The sequence below is a fragment of the Leptospira kmetyi serovar Malaysia str. Bejo-Iso9 genome, assembly GCF_000243735.2.
GTDB lineage: Bacteria > Spirochaetota > Leptospiria > Leptospirales > Leptospiraceae > Leptospira > Leptospira kmetyi.
The window spans coordinates 2929126-2945910 of record NZ_AHMP02000003.1 but is presented as its reverse complement, the minus strand read 5'-3'; the positions used below and the strand labels follow the sequence as shown (position 1 = coordinate 2945910).

Below are 16785 nucleotides of genomic sequence, written 5' to 3'. Positions count from 1 at the left end.
TTGTTTTGGTTCGTTCGCCTTGCAACAAAATTTGTACGATGGATTTCGAATCCGGTTATTGTGAAGGTTGTTTTAGAACCATCGAAGAAATCGGAAATTGGTCTCGTTATTCCGATGCGGAACGGGACGATCTTTTTTTAAAACTCAAGGTTCGTAAGGAAGAAGTTCTTTCCAAGAAAAAACAGTTTCGCTGATTTCTAAAGAAAGAAGGAAGGATCTTCTTCTTTGCGCTTCCGGTTTCAATCCAATCGAATTGCAAATCTTTTTTTCGAGATTCCTTTGTCGGAACAATTTTCGAAGCCGCAACGGAGAAAGGAGAAGTGTGGGAACTCATACAAAAAAGTTTGAGTTTAAAGTTGCGGCGTTGTAAAACGCATTTTTCATTTCAAAAGATTCTTATATACTTCCAAAGTTTCCTTTGCGGCCTTTTTCCAGGAGAATCGCGCTGAATTCTTTTTACCTTTTGCGATCCAAGATTTGCCGTAGTTCCGACCTTTTAAAAAATCTTTCAGAAGATTCTCCAACGAATCCGTTTTGTCCGGTGAAAAATAAGAAACGCTTTCGCCTAAAATTTCGGGCATAACCGTCGCGTCGGAAGAAATCACGGGACAACCGCAAGCCTGCGCTTCGAGAGGAGGAAAACCGAAACCTTCGTATCGGGACGGAAAAATCAAAACTCCCGCGCAGGAATACAAACAACGCAATTCGTCCAAGGACAATCTCGGCATCGGAAGAATTCGAGCTTCGCAATCGACGACGTCGGCTTGCATATAATCGGGGATTTTTCCGGAAGCCCCGCCTAACACCCATTTGGTTTTTAGGAGCCCGGATTCCCAAAGAGGTTTTAAAACCTTTGCGACTAAGTTTAGATTTTTGTGGCCCTTTCCGATTCCTACGGTGAGCAGATAACCTTCCTTGAGTCCGTATTTTTTTAAGAAGTTCTTTTTTTCGGAAGCGGAAGCCGGATAAAAAACCGAATCGTCGATTCCGTTGTGGATTACTCGTGTTTCTTTTTTCGAAAAACCGAAAACGGATTCCAAGTCTTTGGCCGTGTATTCGGAAACGGAAACGATTTTTTTGGCGAAAAGTTTCAACAAACGAAATACGACCTGCATATAAAGTCGCTTAACAAAACTCGAATGAAATTCCTTCATCCGAAACGGAATGATATCGTGAATCGTCACGATCGTCTTTTTGAGGTAAGGCAAGGGCGCGTTGAAATGGGGAATGTCGAGAAGGTCCATTCTCCCCATAAACGGATGACCTTTGAATTCGGAAAGAGAATAGATCGGAGAATGGTAATCGATAACCGGATACGAAAACTCGGAGGTCTTGTTAAGCGACGAAGTTTTTTTCTTCGGGGAAGAATCGGCTTTCTCGGATTTCGTTTCGAGATCGGTCGCTTCCGATTCTTTTCCAGCGAAGCCAGAAAATTTATGACAGGAAATTCCTTCGCTTTGAATCGTTTCGACATCTCCGAAAAGATAGACCCGGATGTTTTCCTTTTCCGCGGACGGACCGAGATATTTTAAAAGACCTCGGATTCTCATTCCGATTCCGGAATGTGCGATCATACGCGCGTCCAATCCGATCGCAAAATTGCCGTTCTTTTTTTTCGTCTCGTTTCGGGTCGTCATGATCGGACAGATTTACCCGGTCTTGGAAATCTGCAAGAAAATGAAAATCCGATGGAAGATTCGGGAGGCTCTTTAGAGAATGGGAATGTAGCCTTAGATTCAAAAAAAACGCTCCGAAATTTTTTGAAAGGAATCTAACAAAAAGACTCCCGACTCGAATCGGGAAAATCGAACGAAGAGAGTTTAACTTGGAAGACGAAATTGTAAATATTCTGAAATCGATCGGAGAAGATCCCACGAGAGAAGGTCTTCTCAATACTCCGAAACGCGTAAAAAAAGCCTACGATTTCCTGACTTCGGGTTATACGGCCGACATTACGAAGATCGTAAACGGCGCCATCTTCGAGGAGCCCACGGACGGAATGGTCCTGGTTCGTGATATAGAAATGTATTCCCTTTGCGAACATCATCTTTTGCCGTTTTACGGAAGGGCGCACGTGGCTTATCTTCCGAATAAAAAGATCATCGGTATCAGTAAAATTCCTAGAATCGTGGACGTATTTGCGAGAAGACTTCAAGTTCAGGAACGTCTTACGGAACAAATCGCGTACGCGATTCAAGACGTTCTCGAACCGCAAGGAGTCGCCGTCGTTATTAAAGCGAAACACCTTTGTATGATGATGAGAGGAGTTGAAAAACAAAACTCCGAACTTTTCACTTCCTGCATGTTGGGAGCCTTCAAAGAAAACATGGTAACCCGTTCCGAATTTTTAGATCTGATCCGCACAGGTTCCACCTGAGTAACGACTTCCTTCGGAAAATTCTCCGGAGGAAGCCTTTCACGATTTCATTTTCGCAATTTGGTAGACAGAGAAAAAAATAGAACCATTCTTTACCGAACCCGGAGGAAGTCATGGCAAAAGAAAGAGTCGTTCCGCCATCCGCAGAATTTAAAAAGAATACGAACATCTCCCTCAAAGATTATAAATCCCTTTATAAAGAATCCATAGAAAATCCGAATAAGTTCTGGGGAAGAGAAGCCAATCGTTTGACCTGGTTTAAAAAATGGACCAAGGTTCTTAGCCACGATTTTAAAAACGCAAAAGTAGAATGGTTTAAGGGCGGCAAACTCAACGTTTCTTATAACTGTTTGGATCGACATATAAATTCTCCCTTGAAAAACAAAGCGGCTTTGATCTGGGAGGGCGACAATCCCGCGGAATCTAAAGTTCTTACTTATTACGACGTTTATCGCGAAGTGAATCGTCTTGCGAACGTTCTTAAAAAATACGGAGTGAAAAAAGGCGATCGTGTTCTCGTTTATCTTCCGATGATCCCCGAATTAGCCATTACGATTCTTGCATGTACTCGGATCGGCGCGATTCATTCGGTAGTATTCGGCGGATTCTCCCCCGAAGCTCTCCAAAGCAGAATCGACGATTGCAAACCGAAGTTGATCATCACCGCTGACGGCGGTTTTCGCGGCGGCAAACCGGTGGAACTCAAAAAGAACGTGGACCTCGCTCTTGAAAAATCCAAAGAGACCGTAAAGACCGTAATCGTTGTTAGACGAACCGGCAACGAATCCGGCCTTACTTGGAAAGACGGTCAGGATCATTGGTATCATTTTTTGATGAACGATCCGAATCTTCCAGCGTATTGTAAACCGGAGGAGATGGACGCGGAAGATCCTCTCTTTATCCTTTATACTTCCGGTTCTACGGGAAAACCGAAAGGGGTTTTGCATACCACGGGCGGTTATCTTCTCGGCGCTAATTTAACGTTTCATTATGTATTCGATATCAAACCGGAAGACACGTATTGGTGTACCGCGGACATCGGATGGGTGACCGGACATTCTTATTTGGTTTACGGTCCTCTTTCCAACGGAGCTTCTTCCGTGATGTTTGAAGGAGTTCCTTCTTATCCCGATGCGGGAAGATTTTGGGACGTGATCGATAAGTACGGAGTAAACGTTTTTTATACTGCTCCGACAGCGATTCGCGCTTTGATGAGAGAAGGTTTGGATCCGATCAAAAAAAGAAATTTAAGTTCTCTTCGTCTTTTAGGTTCGGTCGGAGAACCGATCAATCCCGAAGCCTGGGAATGGTATTTTAAAAACATCGGAAAAGGAAACTGCCCGATCGTCGATACTTGGTGGCAGACGGAAACGGGATCGATCATGATCACCGCGTTGCCCGGTGCGATTCCGCAAAAGCCCGGTTCCGCGACGTTGCCGTTCTTCGGGGTTCAACCGGTTCTTGTCGACAACGGCGGAAAAGAAATCAACGATAAGGGAGAAGTTTCGGGAAATCTTTGTATCAAAGCTCCTTGGCCTTCGATGATGCGGGGAGTTTACGGAGATCCGAAACGATTCTTCGATACGTATTTTTCTCAATTCAAAGGGTATTATTTTACCGGCGACGGCGCGCGCAGAGATAAGGACGGCTACTATTGGATCACCGGTCGTGTCGACGATGTCATCAACGTTTCCGGTCATAGAATCGGAAGCGCGGAAGTGGAAAGCGCGCTCGTGGAAAACAAATCCGTCGCCGAAGCCGCCGTTGTCGGATTTCCGCACGACATCAAGGGCCAGGGAATTTACGCGTATGTCACAGTGAAAGAAGGCGTAACGACGAACGACGATCTGAAAAAAGAATTGATCGCGACCGTCGAAAAAGTCATCGGCAAAATTGCAAGGCCCGATGTGATCCATTGGGCGCCCGGTCTTCCGAAAACTCGTTCCGGTAAAATCATGAGAAGAATTTTGAGAAAGATCGCTTCGGGAGAATTTGAAGGTCTCGGCGATACGTCCACGCTTGCCGATCCTTCCGTGGTTCAGAAACTGATCGACGATAAAAAGGAATTCCATAGCTGAACATTTGAGGAAAGAATTTGATCGGTCCGAAAAGAATTATCTGTCTCACCGAGGAAACGACGGAACTTTTTTACTTGTTAGGCGAGGAAGAACGGATCGTGGGAATTTCCGCGTATACGGTTCGACCTCTTAAAGCCAAAGAAGAAAAACCGAAAGTCTCCGCGTTTATCAACGGCAACGTAAAACGAATCAAAGAATTAAAACCCGATCTTGTGATCGGGTTTTCGGACATTCAAGCGAATCTCGCCAAGGATCTGATCGCAGAAGGATTGAACGTTCTTGTTACGAATCAACGAACGATTCCCGAAATTTTCGAGACCTTGCTTCTTTTCGGAAGTATCGTCGGAAAGGGAAACGAAACGCAAACTTTGATCGAAGGTTGGAAAAGAAAGTTAGACGAAATCGGAAAGAAATATTCTTCCGGAAACCGACCCTCCGTTTTTTTTCAAGAATGGGACGAACCGATCATCACGGGAATTTCTTGGGTTTCGGAATTGATCGATCTCGCGGGTGGAAAAGATTGTTTCGATCATCTCAAAACGAAGTCTTTGGCAAAGGATAGAATCATCACGGCAAACGACGTAGCCGCCGCGAATCCCGATGTTTACATCGGATCTTGGTGCGGAAAGCCGATGAACTTCGAATGGGTACAAAAACATCCCGATTGGCAAAAGACCGGGGCGATTCAAAACGGAAAGGTTTACGAGTTGGATCCTTCGATCATTCTTCAGCCCGGCCCGGCGCTTTTTGTGGAAGGAATCGATCAACTCGCGAAGTTGATTCATTCTTGAGAATATTTTCGGAATTTTGAGAGAACTGAAAATTTTGTTTTGAAAAACAAGTTTTGTAGGAACTCATACAAATCAAAGTTTCACTGCAATTTTACGAACTGGAACAAAACAAAATTCTTCCCAAAAAAAGGAAAAACAGCAAGGATCGGGTTTTAAAAAAACCAAGATTCGATTAGCATTTCCGGCATGGACCATTACAAAAAAATCGCCAGCGCCATTCAATTCATAGAACAACACGCGTTGTCCCAACCCGAATTGGATGAAATCGCACAATCCGTCGATCTAAGCCCGTTTCATTTTCAAAGATTATTTACCGAATGGGCCGGGGTCAGCCCGAAACAATTTCTTCAATATCTTACTTTGCAAAACGCGAAGTCGATTCTCAACCAACCCCGAGCGACCTTGTTCGACGCGGCGTACGAAACCGGACTTTCCGGAACCGGTCGCTTACACGATCTATTCGTAAAGATCGAAGGAATGACACCGGGAGAATTTAAAAATGGAGGAGAAAAACTCAAAATCCGATACAGCTTTCGGAAAAGTAATTTCGGAGACTACGTGATCGCATCGACCGAAAAAGGAATTTGTAATTTATTCTTTTATGATATTCCCCAAGAAAGAATCGTTTCGGAATTGAAGGAACAATGGAACCAAGCCGAGCTCGTTTTTCAATCGGATGAGAATCAAGAGAGAGTCGTAAAATTTTTTGATCAAACGTCGACGCAAAAGGAAAAGATCAAACTTCATCTCAAAGGAACCGATTTTCAAATCAAGGTTTGGGAAGCGTTGTTAAAAATTCCAGAAGGGAGATTGTCTTCTTATTCCGATATCGCGGATTCCATCGGACAAGAAAGCGCGTCGAGGGCGGTCGGAAGCGCGATCGGAAAAAATCCGATCGGTTATCTGATTCCTTGTCACCGTGTGATTAAAAGCACCGGCGGCATCGGAGAATACCGCTGGGGTTCCGAAAGAAAGAGGGCGATGATCGGCTGGGAAGCAAGCCAAACGAACCTCCGTTCCTAAATTTTTAGAATTCTTTTCGAACGGTTCGGATATATAGTTTTGGACAAACGATAAGAATCGCAAAATCGTTGATTCAAGACCGATTGTTCTTAGGACGTTTTATGAATCGTTTGTTCGTTGTGTTTCTCATTTTAACCGTTACGTTTTGCAAAGTCGATTTTAACGAGAAGCCGAAGAAAGACGTTCTTGATTCTTGGATGGAAACTCTTTTGATTTTGAGTTATCCGTATTTGATCGATACTTGCGCGGTCACTCCGGTCTTTCGCAGCGGATCGATTCCTCCCATCTCGCAAGGTTACGGCGCGAGAGGTACGCATACCGTATCCGTTGCCGCTTTACCGAATCCGAGCGCGCCTCGAAACGTTTGTGTTTATTACCCGAGCGATCAAAAGACCAAGGCCCCCGTTTTATTTTTAATTCACGGATTCAGTTCTCCTTCCGCAGAAGCGTATTATCCTTTGATCGACTTTTATGTTTCGAAAGGATACGTGGTCGTATTTCCGATTTATATCTCCGATACTCGAAACCCGACGGAGAATTATAAATATATGTTGGATGGAATCAACTTTGCCGTGAGTCAGTTTTCCAACATCATCGATACGACTCGGGTCGGTTATATGGGCCATTCTTACGGCGGCGGTGCTACTCCGTATTTGGCGCACCAAGGAATCGTTCAAAAAGGTTGGGGAGGAAACGGATCCTTTATCTTTCTCGTCGCACCTTGGTATTCTTTCTCGATGACAAACGCACAGCTCGCGCAATTTACGAGTGCGACCAAAATGATCGCGCAGATTTACGACAACGATGACGTGGTCGACAACAGAATGGCGATCGACATTTTCAATCAGATCGGAATCGGAACCGCCGAAAAGGATTTTGAAATCGTTTATTCCGAGTCATACAACGGTAACATTCTCAATGCGGACCATTATACTCCGATCAAAAACACCGTGATCGGCTTGGGCGCGTTAGACGTTTTGGATTACTACGGAGTTTGGAGACAACTCGACGCGCTTACGGATTATTCTTATACGGGTTCTGCGGCCGCAAAGGACGTTGCTTTGGGAAACGGATCTACCAATCAAAAGAATATGGGGACATATCCGGACGGACATGCGGTGAAAACGATGACCGTGACCGATTCTCCATCACCTTTACATCCTGAAAATTTTTTCTCCCAACCGTTTTCGAACGCAAACAACCCAAGATTTTAAACAAAGAATTCGAATCAGTGTAAAAATTTCATTCTTCTGAAATCGCAAATTGTCCTTTTATAATACGGCGATTGGATTTTGGTAAGAGTTCCTACTTTTCATTTACTTAAATCAAAATCTGTACACGTTTGGTCTATGTCCAAGCAGTCTATAGAATCCATTCGTAAGAAAGGAGAAGCCCTCACTTATTATTCCCGAATGGGAATTATGATCATGATGTTGCTTTCTCTGGTCACGAGTTTTAAGGCCCTTCATCCCGAAATCAAAGTTATTCATTCTTCGGCCGCGTTATTTATGCTTATCTACGCGGTTTTCGGATTCACACTGTATAAAAAATTCAACATAAAGCCGTGGGTTCATTCCGTTTTTATTATATTCGATTCTCTTTTACTCAGTTCTACGATCTTTTTGGACAGCATGGTTTCGGCGGAAATCATAGCGCCCGTTCTTAAAAACGCGATTTTATACTCGGTTTACTTTTTTATCATCGCTTATTCCGGTCTGCTGGGAAGACCGAATTTCGTGCTCGTAACCGGTTTGTGTTGTTCCATAGGTTATACGATCGGATTGAGCAACGCGGCTTTACACGGTCTTAAATTTTCGGAAGACAACGTAGTCAATATGACTCCGGGTTATCTCAAACTGAGCGCGGAGATCACGAAGATCATCTTTATGGCGAGCGTAAGTTTCATTCTTTATCGTTTGATGAATCTGTTCGATAGCCTTTATAAGGAAGCTTCTTCTTATTTTCAGGAGAATAAGAATTTTCTAAACAGGTTGGAAAGCAACAGAAAGGTGATTCATTCTTCCGCGGAAACGTTGGAAATTTCGGTAACGAATTTTTCGGAGTTTACCAGTTTGACCAGCGCGAAAATGGAATCGCAAGCCGCTTCTTTGGAAGAAGTAAACGCTGTGATTACTTCCCTTTCCAAGTCTTCCGAAAACAACGTAAACTCGATTCGAATTCAGAATGAAAATCTGATCGAGTTAAATCAGAAAGCGCAGATTCTTTTGGATGTGATTCATAAAATTTCGGAACATTCCAAAGGTTTGGATATCAACGCGAAAGAAAGTAAAATGGAAATGGAAGTCGTAAAGGATTCCGTAGAAAAAACGAGCGGGTATCTTAAGAACATTTCGAATTCTTTTCAAAGAGTCGATGAAATCAACCGCATCTTAGGCGAGATCGCGGATAAAACGAATCTTCTTTCCTTGAACGCTTCGATCGAGGCCGCACGCGCAGGAGCGGCGGGAAGAGGATTTGCGGTCGTCGCACAAGAAGTGAGTAAACTCGCGGAATTCACCGCCACAAACGCGAAGATGATTTCCAAGGTCGTGGAAGAATCCCTCGAATATATCAGGAACGCGAACTACGCTTCGACCGGAACCAGCCAACTTACCGAAAGCCAAGGAATCAAAATCAACGCGACCGTTTATAAGATCGAGGAAATGAACCGTCTTTATGAAAGAGGAACCGCAATCATAAACGATTTCGTAAAGAATCTGGAAAAAGTAAAAAGACTATCGGACGAGTTGTTCTATTCCACGGAAGAACAGATGACCGGACAAAAAGAAATGATGAAAGCCATGTTCGAACTGGAACGGGAAGTCAACGAGATCACTCAGGAATCCGGAAAGATCCAAGACGGAGTATTACAAATCAAAACTCAGTCCAGGGATTTGAAAGCCTTAAGTATCGTTTAAGGAGTATAAGAAATTCATTGTAGAGGAGAAATCTCTTCGTTTTACTTTGTGTCTTCTTGAAACAAATTTGATATATTAAAACTTATTTCCTAAATCGGATTCTGTTTGAAAAACGAACTTTCAGACTTCTTATAGGAATATGAGTCAATCTTCTTTGGAACTAATTCAAAGGAACGGAGCGGTTCTGATCAATCGCATTCGTTTGGGTCTGGTCATTCTGTTTACGCTTTCCATTCTCGGCGCCTATAAAACGTTCAATCCCTCGCAGTTGATCGTTCATTCCGGAGGAACGTTTGCGATGGCGGTTTATTGCACCGCCATTTTTATTTGGAATCGTTTCAGCGAAGTTCCGAAATGGGCTCATAAGGCTTCGGTAATATTAGATTCTTTGATTTTAAGTTCCACTTTGATTTTCGACGCGATGATTTCTCCCGCGGTCGCGTCCGGCGTTTTGAAGAACGTGATTCTATTCTTCATTTATTTTTACATAAACATCTATTCCGGTCTTTTGGGTGAAAAGAGATTCGTCATCTTCATCGGATTTCTAGGAGCCTTGGGTTCGGCGACCGCTCTTTTTGTCGCGGTTCAGTTTGGAGTCGTTTTAACCGAAGATCCCAATGTCGCCAATAAGCCGGGTCTTTTAACCACAAGCGTGGAAGTCATCAAAATCATTTTCGTTTTCACGGCGGGAATCATTCTCGCGCAACTGATGAACCTTTTTATGAAACTCGCCGATCAAGCCGGAAAACTTTCGGAAGAAAGCAAACGGTTTTTGGAAAAGTTGGAAACCAACCAAAAAGCGATTCACGTTTCCGCGGAAAGTCTGGAAGAATCGATTCAAAACTTCGCGGCGTTTATCAACACGACCGGTGAAAAGATGGAATCACAAGCGGCGTCTTTGGAACAAGTAAACGCGGTGATCGAAGAATTGTCCGCGGCTTCTCAAAATACCGCGAGTTCGATCGAAACACAAAATCACAGTTTGGTGGATCTCGATCAAAAATCCAAAAGTCTCGGAGAGATCGTGGAAAGTATCGCGCAGTTTTCAAAGGATCTCGGCTCGTACGCGAACGAAAACAGAAACGATATGGAAAACGTGACCGAAGCCGCGGGCAAGACGAATCACTTTCTGAAAAACATATCAAATTCTTTTAATAGAGTCGACGAGATCAATCAGATCATGGGAGAGATCGCGGATAAAACGAATCTTCTCGCGCTCAACGCTTCGATCGAAGCGGCCCGCGCGGGAACGGCCGGCAGAGGATTTGCGGTTGTTGCAAACGAGGTCAGTAAACTTGCGGAGTTCACTTCCGAAAACGCGAAGAATATTTCCGATATCGTAAAACAATCCAGATCGTTTATCGAGGAAGCGAACAAGGCTTCCACGGACACGGGAGATCTTACGAGCAGACAAAAACATAAGATTTCCGAAACCGTAAACCGAATCGAAGAGATGGGAAAACTCTATCAGGAACAAAGAGGAATCATACGCGATTTCGTTTCGGAAGTGGAAAGAATCAAACAACTTTCGAGCGAGATCTTCGAATCCACGAAGGAACAGATGGTCGGTCAGGAAGAGATGGTCAAGACGATGGTCCATTTGGAAAAAGAAATCAACATCATCAATCAGGAATCCGGCAAACTTCAATACGAGGTCGAAAAAATCAGAACCCAATCCTCGGAGTTGAAAAATCTAAGCGTGGCTTAAATCGTTCCGTTTGAAACACTTCCGATTTACAATTTAGATCCGTTTTCCAAAACTGTCCTTGAAGAAATTCAGATTTTCTTTTAGGAGAACGGACTCATGTCTCATAATGTAAAAGCGGCGATCATCGGCGGAACGGGACTCTACAGTTTGGATGGAATGGAGCTGATCGAAGAAATTTATCCCGATACTCCCTGGGGCAAACCCTCCGATAAAATCAAAATCGGAAAGTATAAAGGAAAGCTCATCGCATTCTTACCTAGACACGGAATCGGACATTTTCTTTCTCCTCCCGAAGTTCCGAACCACGCGAACATCTGCGCTCTGAAACAACTCGGAGTGGAAGAAATCGTTGCGTTCAGTTCCGTTGGAAGTTTGAGAGAAGAAATCAAACCGCTCGATTTCGTTTTACCTTCTCAGATCATCGATCGAACTCGTTTTAGAAATTCCACATACTTCGGAAACGGAGTCGTCGCACACGCGCCTTTCGCGGAACCTTTTTCTCATAATCTCGCGAAAAGAATCGAACAAACCGCAAAGAAGATCGGTTTGGAAATTCATGTGGGTAAAACCCTCGTTTGTATGGAAGGTCCTTTGTTTTCCACAAAAGCCGAATCGCATTTGTATCGTTCTTGGGGCGCGGACATCATCAATATGACCGTTCTTCCCGAAGCGAAACTCGCGCGCGAAGCGGAGATTGCATATCAAATGATCTGTATGTCGACCGATTATGATTGTTGGAGAGAAGGGGAAGAATCCGTTACCGTCGAAATGGTGATCGCAAATCTTTCTAAGAACGCTGAAACCGCAAAAAAACTTCTTTCGGAATTGATTCACGTGATCGGAAACGGGGACGACGTAAGTTTGAAAAACAGCACGAAGTATTCTTTGATCACCGCTCCCGAAAAAAGAAATCCGGAAACCGTAAAAAAACTGAAGGTTCTTTTTCCGGAATATTTCTAATCGTTCGAAACGAAGCGGGGTTGGAAATATCTTTCCGCCCCGGCTTTTAATTTTCCTTACTTTCTTTCTTTTCTCAAGGTTTGTTTTTCTATTCGCGAAATTTTCTTTTGAAAGCGCGTTTCACCGAATTTCATCCAAACTTTTTTTCAAAGCCTGATGATATTCAGGATACGCCGTTAGATTGTTATGAGATCCGTTCGGAATCGTATAAAGAATCGCGTCCTTATTTTGTTCTTTCAGTTTTCTGTATATACTTTGCGAGTGAAAATACGGAATGATTTCGTCGTCCGTTCCATGGAAAATTCTGATCCTGGAATTCGTGTTTTCCAGTTTATCCGAATTCGGAAATCGAAAACGCAACATCCAAGGCTTTAGAAAAGGATAATATTCTTTTGCAAGAGTGGGAAGATCGGTAAAAGGAGTTTCCAAAAATAGATTCAGATCCGGGTTTTTGGACGAAAGATCGCAGGCGACTCCGCTTCCGATCGAGCGACCGTAAATCACGATTCGATTTCTCGGAACCTTCAAATCGTTCAAAACGTAATCGAGCCACATGGCCGCGTCCGCGTTCATGGAATTTTCCGAAAGACTACCCGAGTTTTTTCCGTAGCCCCTGTAATCCACAACGAGAATATTCCAACCTAAGGGAAGAAAGTCTTCGTAAATTCCTCCCCAGGTTCTTAAACTTCCGGCGTTTCCATGAAAGTATAAAATCGTTTTTCGGGATTCGTTTCCTTTCGCTGGAAAGAAAAGACCGTAAGAGGTTTCTCCGTCGGGGGTCTCCAGTTTGATTTCCCGAAATTCATTCGGAAAATTGAATATAAAGTTTTTCGAAAGTTGTTCCGGAAAAAAAATCAGCTTATCCTGATTCCACCAGGCCAAAAACAAAACGAAAAGAACGAAAAAGACGAATAACGTAAGAATCAAGTTTACCAACCGTTTCATAGTTTAAGGTACGGGAAGAATTTCCTTCTTCCAAACCTCTTTTCCGTTTACGTCGAAAATTTGTAAAACGAGTTTTCTTTCGCCCCGTTTCCCGCTGACGGAAACCATTCCGAAATTTCTTTTATCGACGAGAGTTCCTTCCACGCGCAAAGGATTTTTTTCCGTGATCGGAGAATAGTAACCCGAGGTCAACGGAGAAACTGTAAAGTCGTAGATCGGTTCGGCTCCTTCTTCTTTGAGAAGATTCAACTCAGTATGATGGCGATCGCCCGTTAAAAAAAACAGATTTTTGATTTTAAGATCTCGAATCGCCGAAAGAATTTTATTTCTTTCTTCCGGATACGTCGCGTAATTTTCAAAAACCGCGTTCGGGTTTAAGAATTGTCCTCCGATTGCGACGAACTTAAAAGTCGCTTTGGAAAACGCCAAAGAATTTACGAGCCACTGAAATTGTTTCTCGCCGAGAATCTGTCTCGGACCAACCGCCTTATTGTTGTTAGCCGTTCTAAACGTTCGATCGTCCAAAAGAAAAAACTGAGAATCTCCCCAAGTAAAAGAACCGTAGATTCCCTCCTTCGCATACTGGAGATTTCCCCAATGAAGTTTGAACATTTCCTCGGCCGTATCCTTCATCCAAAAAGAAGCGTCCCCGTCGTTCGGACCAAAATCATGATCGTCCCAAATCGCGTAGTGGTGAACGGACGCAAAGAGCGGAGCGAGCTCCGCGATTCCCCGTTGATGTTTGTAACGATGAAAGAATCCGGTTCTCGAATCCCAATCCGTTTCCCGCAAATAAATATTATCGCCGAGCCAAAGCATAAAGTCCGGCTTTTTGGAAAGAATGGAATTGTAGATAAAGTATTCTCCGCCGTACGGTTTTCCCGGAACGTCGAACTCGGTTTCGTTGACGTAAGCACAACTTCCGAGCGCGAAGGAAAAAGAAGGAGGATCTTGACCGGCCGCAAAGAAGGATTGCGCTTGAAAGACTTGCGCGTGTCGGCTTTCGATCTTCTTGCCGTCTATTAGAATATTATAATTGTATTTTTTACCCGGGTGAACTTTGTTCGCGATCAACTTCGCGATAAAACCCGTCTTGGAATCCGTTTTGATTTCCTCGGAAAAAAACCTGTTTTTAGGATTTTCAATTTCAGAATATTCTAATATTACTTGCGCCTTGCGGTCGGTCTGAACCCAGACCAAGACCTCTTTTAGCGTGGAATATCCCAAGATCGGGCCGGAAACGAGATTTGCGGATTCGGCGTTGAGTTGAAGACTAAAAACAAAACAAAAAGAACAAAAAAGAATTCTTTTTTTAAGAACTTGGAATTTCATAACGGATCACCTTTCAGAATCCATTACGTTGTACTTACGCTTTAAAAATTCAAGAGAAAGATTCGGTAAATCGGATCATTCTCCCTTAAAATCCGGGAATTCCGATTCAAAAACTATTTTGTAACGAATCCGTCTTTGATAAACGAAACGATTTCGTTCAAGGCTTTCTTCGCTTCCGGAATGACTCCTGCAAAATTAAAATAACCATGCACTAAACTTTCATGCAGATTGAACACAACGGGGATCTTCGCCTTTTTTAAGAAATCGATAAATTCCATCGCTTCGTCTTGAAGCGGATCGAAACCGGCCAACTGTAAGTAGGTTTTCGGAAAGTCGGACGCTTTTTTATGAAGAATTGGAGAAGCCGAAACATTCTTCCCTTCGATCGGAGAATTCAAGTAGTGAAGATTGAAGTAGCCCAATAGCTTATTGGTGAGCGCGTATCCTCTTCCGAATTCGTTTCTGCTTTCGCTCATTCTAAAAAGATCCAAATACGGATAGATTAATAATTGAAACAAAGGAGAACTTACTTTTTTCTTTTTGGCGAGAATACAAACGTTCGCCGCTAAGTTTCCTCCCGCGCTGTCTCCTGCGACCGCGATTTTTTTGGGAAGAATTCCCAACGTTTTCGAGTTCTGAATCACGTATTGATAAGTGACAAAGGCGTCTTCCACTGCGGTTGGAAATTTATGTTCGGGTCCGAGTCGATAATCCAAGGATACGATGATCGCTCCGCTTTGTTTGGAAAGGTAACGCAAGGGACGATCGTGCGTTTCGATGTCGCCGATTACGAATCCGCCTCCGTGAAAATAAACGATCGCCGGTAAAAGTTCGTCGCTTTCAAAAGGACGATACAATCGTAGATCGATTCTTCCGTCGGACGCGGGGATCGAAAAGTTTTCGACCTTGTGAAGTTTTTCCGGTTCGAGATCGAAAAGAAACATCGAGTTTTTAAACATGATTCTTGCTTCTTTCGGTGAAAGAGATTCGATTCTCGGTTTGGTTCTTGCGAGATACAAAGACATTTGCAACTTTGCGTCCAAAATTCTTCCCCGTTTGGAAACGGTTCCGCCGGAAATTCTCCGCAACAGATTTTCCGGTAAGGTAAGAATCAGCCGTAAAAGAATTCTTTCAAACTTTTGCAAGAGCACGAGTTTTCTTTTTGAATCCGTTTGCGGAAAAACCGTTTTTAGAAACGGTTTTGTTTTGTGCGAGCGCCGGTACGGCAGGTTTGTTTCCGTTTTTTGCCGCGCGTTTTTTTCCTTTTTTGAGTTCGGACTTCATGTCGTACAGAAAATCCTCGAAGTCGACTTGCATCGTATGTCTTGTCGATGCCACATAACGTTTCCTCATTTTGGATTCGTATTTTTCGATGGAAGCATTCATTTCTTCTTCCGAAGGCATTTGATAGTTTCCGGTTAAATATTCGGAAATCCATTTTCCTTGAAACTCTGCGAGAGGCATGATCGCTCCCAAAGGCTGATACAAACCGACGAAGAATAGGTTATTGTATTCCGGTTTGATCATACGATAGAACAAAGGAAGATGATTGTCCTTCGCGGAGATAAAATTCTCCTCAAAAAACGGAAACTTCACGTCGTATCCGGTGCAGTAAATGACCGCGTCGATTTCCTCTTCGGTTCCGTCCGTGAATCTCACCTTATTCCCGTTATACGATTCTATGTTCGGTTTCGGCGTTACATCGCCGCGTCCCAAACGGACTAAAATATCCTGAGAGATCGTAGGATGTGCGGCTCCGGGTTTGTGATCCGGTTTTTGAAGACCGAAGTCTTGAACGTTTCCGACTCCGAATTTCAAAACGAGACTCATGATAAAACTTTTTAACCAGAACGGAGTGTGAACCGGAATGAGTTCCGTGGATTTGTCCAAGGGTTTCCCGAAAAGATAATTCGGAATGATATACGCCCCTCTTCGAGCCGCTAAGAAAACTTTGGAAGCTACTCCGGGACGACAGAGTTCGACGGTGATATCCATCGCGCTGTTTCCCATCCCCAACACGACGACTCGTTTGCCGGTGAGTTTGATCGGATTTTCGGGATCCACATAAGAATGAGAATGGATGATCTTTCCCGTGAACTTTCCTGGGAACGCGGGGTTGGGCCATCGTTGCGACCAGTGATGACCGTTCGATACTACGAGTGCGTCGTAGTATTTTTGTTTGCCGTCTCCGGTTTGAACGAGCCAAGTTCCGTCTTGCTGACGTTCAACGTGAACGACGGGATTTTTAAAATGTATGTTCTTACGAAATCCGAAATGATTCACGTAGTCGATGAAGTATTCCAAAATCTTTTGATGCCCGGGATAATCGGCGTACGTCTTCGGCATCGGATAATCTCTGTATTCCATTCTATCCCTGTGAGTGTTGATATGCAGAGACTTATAGATGTTGCTCATCTTATTATCGTTATTGAATCTCCAATTGCCTCCGACTTCGCTACCGGCTTCGTAACAATCGAACGGAATTCCCTTATCTTTCAAAGCCTTACATACTGCGATTCCGCTCGATCCGGCTCCAATCACACAAACACTTGGTAACGAAGACATATCTCACTCCTATTTTTATAAACGATACGTTAGGAAATATGATACAGCTTTTAAATTATAACACAGTCAATTAAAAAAAGTTTTGAAT

Annotated in this window: 14 protein-coding genes; 9 read left to right on the top strand and 5 right to left on the bottom strand. The window is 43.5% G+C overall.

Going from position 1 to position 16785, the window contains the following annotated elements:
- The first annotated feature begins 5 nt into the window (after window positions 1-5).
- On the top strand, window positions 6-194 hold the full coding sequence (locus LEP1GSC052_RS16155) for a DUF1289 domain-containing protein (RefSeq protein WP_010573215.1): 189 nt from the start codon (window positions 6-8) through the stop codon (window positions 192-194).
- Window positions 195-380: 186 nt separating this feature from the next.
- On the opposite strand, the gene LEP1GSC052_RS16150 is transcribed toward LEP1GSC052_RS16155, so the two are convergent.
- Complete coding sequence (locus tag LEP1GSC052_RS16150; protein ID WP_010573216.1) at window positions 381-1637, bottom strand: glycosyltransferase family 4 protein; 1257 nt, start codon at window positions 1635-1637, stop codon at window positions 381-383.
- A gap of 188 nt (window positions 1638-1825) precedes the next feature.
- On the opposite strand from LEP1GSC052_RS16150, the gene folE reads away from it, so the two are divergent.
- The 8 genes from folE to mtnP all read left to right on the top strand — a co-directional run bounded on the left by folE (window position 1826) and on the right by mtnP (window position 11855).
- Window positions 1826-2377 (top strand): GTP cyclohydrolase I FolE, encoded by a 552-nt coding sequence (gene folE / locus LEP1GSC052_RS16145; RefSeq protein ID WP_010573217.1) that lies wholly within the window; start codon window positions 1826-1828, stop codon window positions 2375-2377.
- A gap of 113 nt (window positions 2378-2490) precedes the next feature.
- The gene (acs, locus tag LEP1GSC052_RS16140) at window positions 2491-4455 is read left to right on the top strand and encodes an acetate--CoA ligase (RefSeq protein ID WP_010573218.1); all 1965 of its coding nucleotides are present in this window, start codon (window positions 2491-2493) and stop codon (window positions 4453-4455) included.
- Window positions 4456-4472: 17 nt separating this feature from the next.
- Window positions 4473-5246 carry a cobalamin-binding protein gene (locus LEP1GSC052_RS16135; RefSeq protein WP_020986379.1) on the top strand — a complete coding sequence of 258 codons (774 nt, stop codon included), beginning with the start codon at window positions 4473-4475 and terminating at the stop codon, window positions 5244-5246.
- 186 nt (window positions 5247-5432) lie between these two features.
- On the top strand, window positions 5433-6269 hold the full coding sequence (locus tag LEP1GSC052_RS16130; RefSeq protein ID WP_010573219.1) for a bifunctional helix-turn-helix domain-containing protein/methylated-DNA--[protein]-cysteine S-methyltransferase: 837 nt from the start codon (window positions 5433-5435) through the stop codon (window positions 6267-6269).
- A 101-nt stretch (window positions 6270-6370) separates the two neighbouring features.
- Window positions 6371-7483, top strand: a complete 1113-nt coding sequence (locus tag LEP1GSC052_RS16125) for a poly(ethylene terephthalate) hydrolase family protein (protein ID WP_040913090.1) — start codon at window positions 6371-6373, stop codon at window positions 7481-7483.
- Window positions 7484-7618: 135 nt separating this feature from the next.
- Window positions 7619-9187, top strand: a complete 1569-nt coding sequence (locus tag LEP1GSC052_RS16120; protein ID WP_010573221.1) for a methyl-accepting chemotaxis protein — start codon at window positions 7619-7621, stop codon at window positions 9185-9187.
- A 139-nt stretch (window positions 9188-9326) separates the two neighbouring features.
- The gene (locus tag LEP1GSC052_RS16115; RefSeq protein WP_010573222.1) at window positions 9327-10895 is read left to right on the top strand and encodes a methyl-accepting chemotaxis protein; all 1569 of its coding nucleotides are present in this window, start codon (window positions 9327-9329) and stop codon (window positions 10893-10895) included.
- 96 nt (window positions 10896-10991) lie between these two features.
- A complete protein-coding gene (gene mtnP / locus LEP1GSC052_RS16110; protein ID WP_010573223.1) occupies window positions 10992-11855 on the top strand; it encodes an S-methyl-5'-thioadenosine phosphorylase in 864 nt (287 codons plus the stop codon).
- A 120-nt stretch (window positions 11856-11975) separates the two neighbouring features.
- Here mtnP and LEP1GSC052_RS16105 read toward each other — a convergent pair whose 3' ends face one another.
- The 4 genes from LEP1GSC052_RS16105 to LEP1GSC052_RS16090 all read right to left on the bottom strand — a co-directional run bounded on the left by LEP1GSC052_RS16105 (window position 11976) and on the right by LEP1GSC052_RS16090 (window position 16697).
- The gene (locus LEP1GSC052_RS16105; protein WP_040913089.1) at window positions 11976-12800 is read right to left on the bottom strand and encodes an alpha/beta hydrolase; all 825 of its coding nucleotides are present in this window, start codon (window positions 12798-12800) and stop codon (window positions 11976-11978) included.
- A 3-nt stretch (window positions 12801-12803) separates the two neighbouring features.
- On the bottom strand, window positions 12804-14132 hold the full coding sequence (locus LEP1GSC052_RS16100; RefSeq protein WP_020986331.1) for an alkaline phosphatase D family protein: 1329 nt from the start codon (window positions 14130-14132) through the stop codon (window positions 12804-12806).
- A gap of 113 nt (window positions 14133-14245) precedes the next feature.
- Window positions 14246-15283: an alpha/beta hydrolase gene (locus tag LEP1GSC052_RS16095; protein ID WP_040913088.1), complete on the bottom strand. Its 1038-nt coding sequence runs from the start codon at window positions 15281-15283 to the stop codon at window positions 14246-14248.
- On the bottom strand, window positions 15264-16697 hold the full coding sequence (locus tag LEP1GSC052_RS16090) for a flavin-containing monooxygenase (protein ID WP_020986808.1): 1434 nt from the start codon (window positions 16695-16697) through the stop codon (window positions 15264-15266). The genes LEP1GSC052_RS16095 and LEP1GSC052_RS16090 overlap by 20 nt, the downstream gene beginning before the upstream one ends.
- Window positions 16698-16785 lie beyond the last annotated feature (88 nt).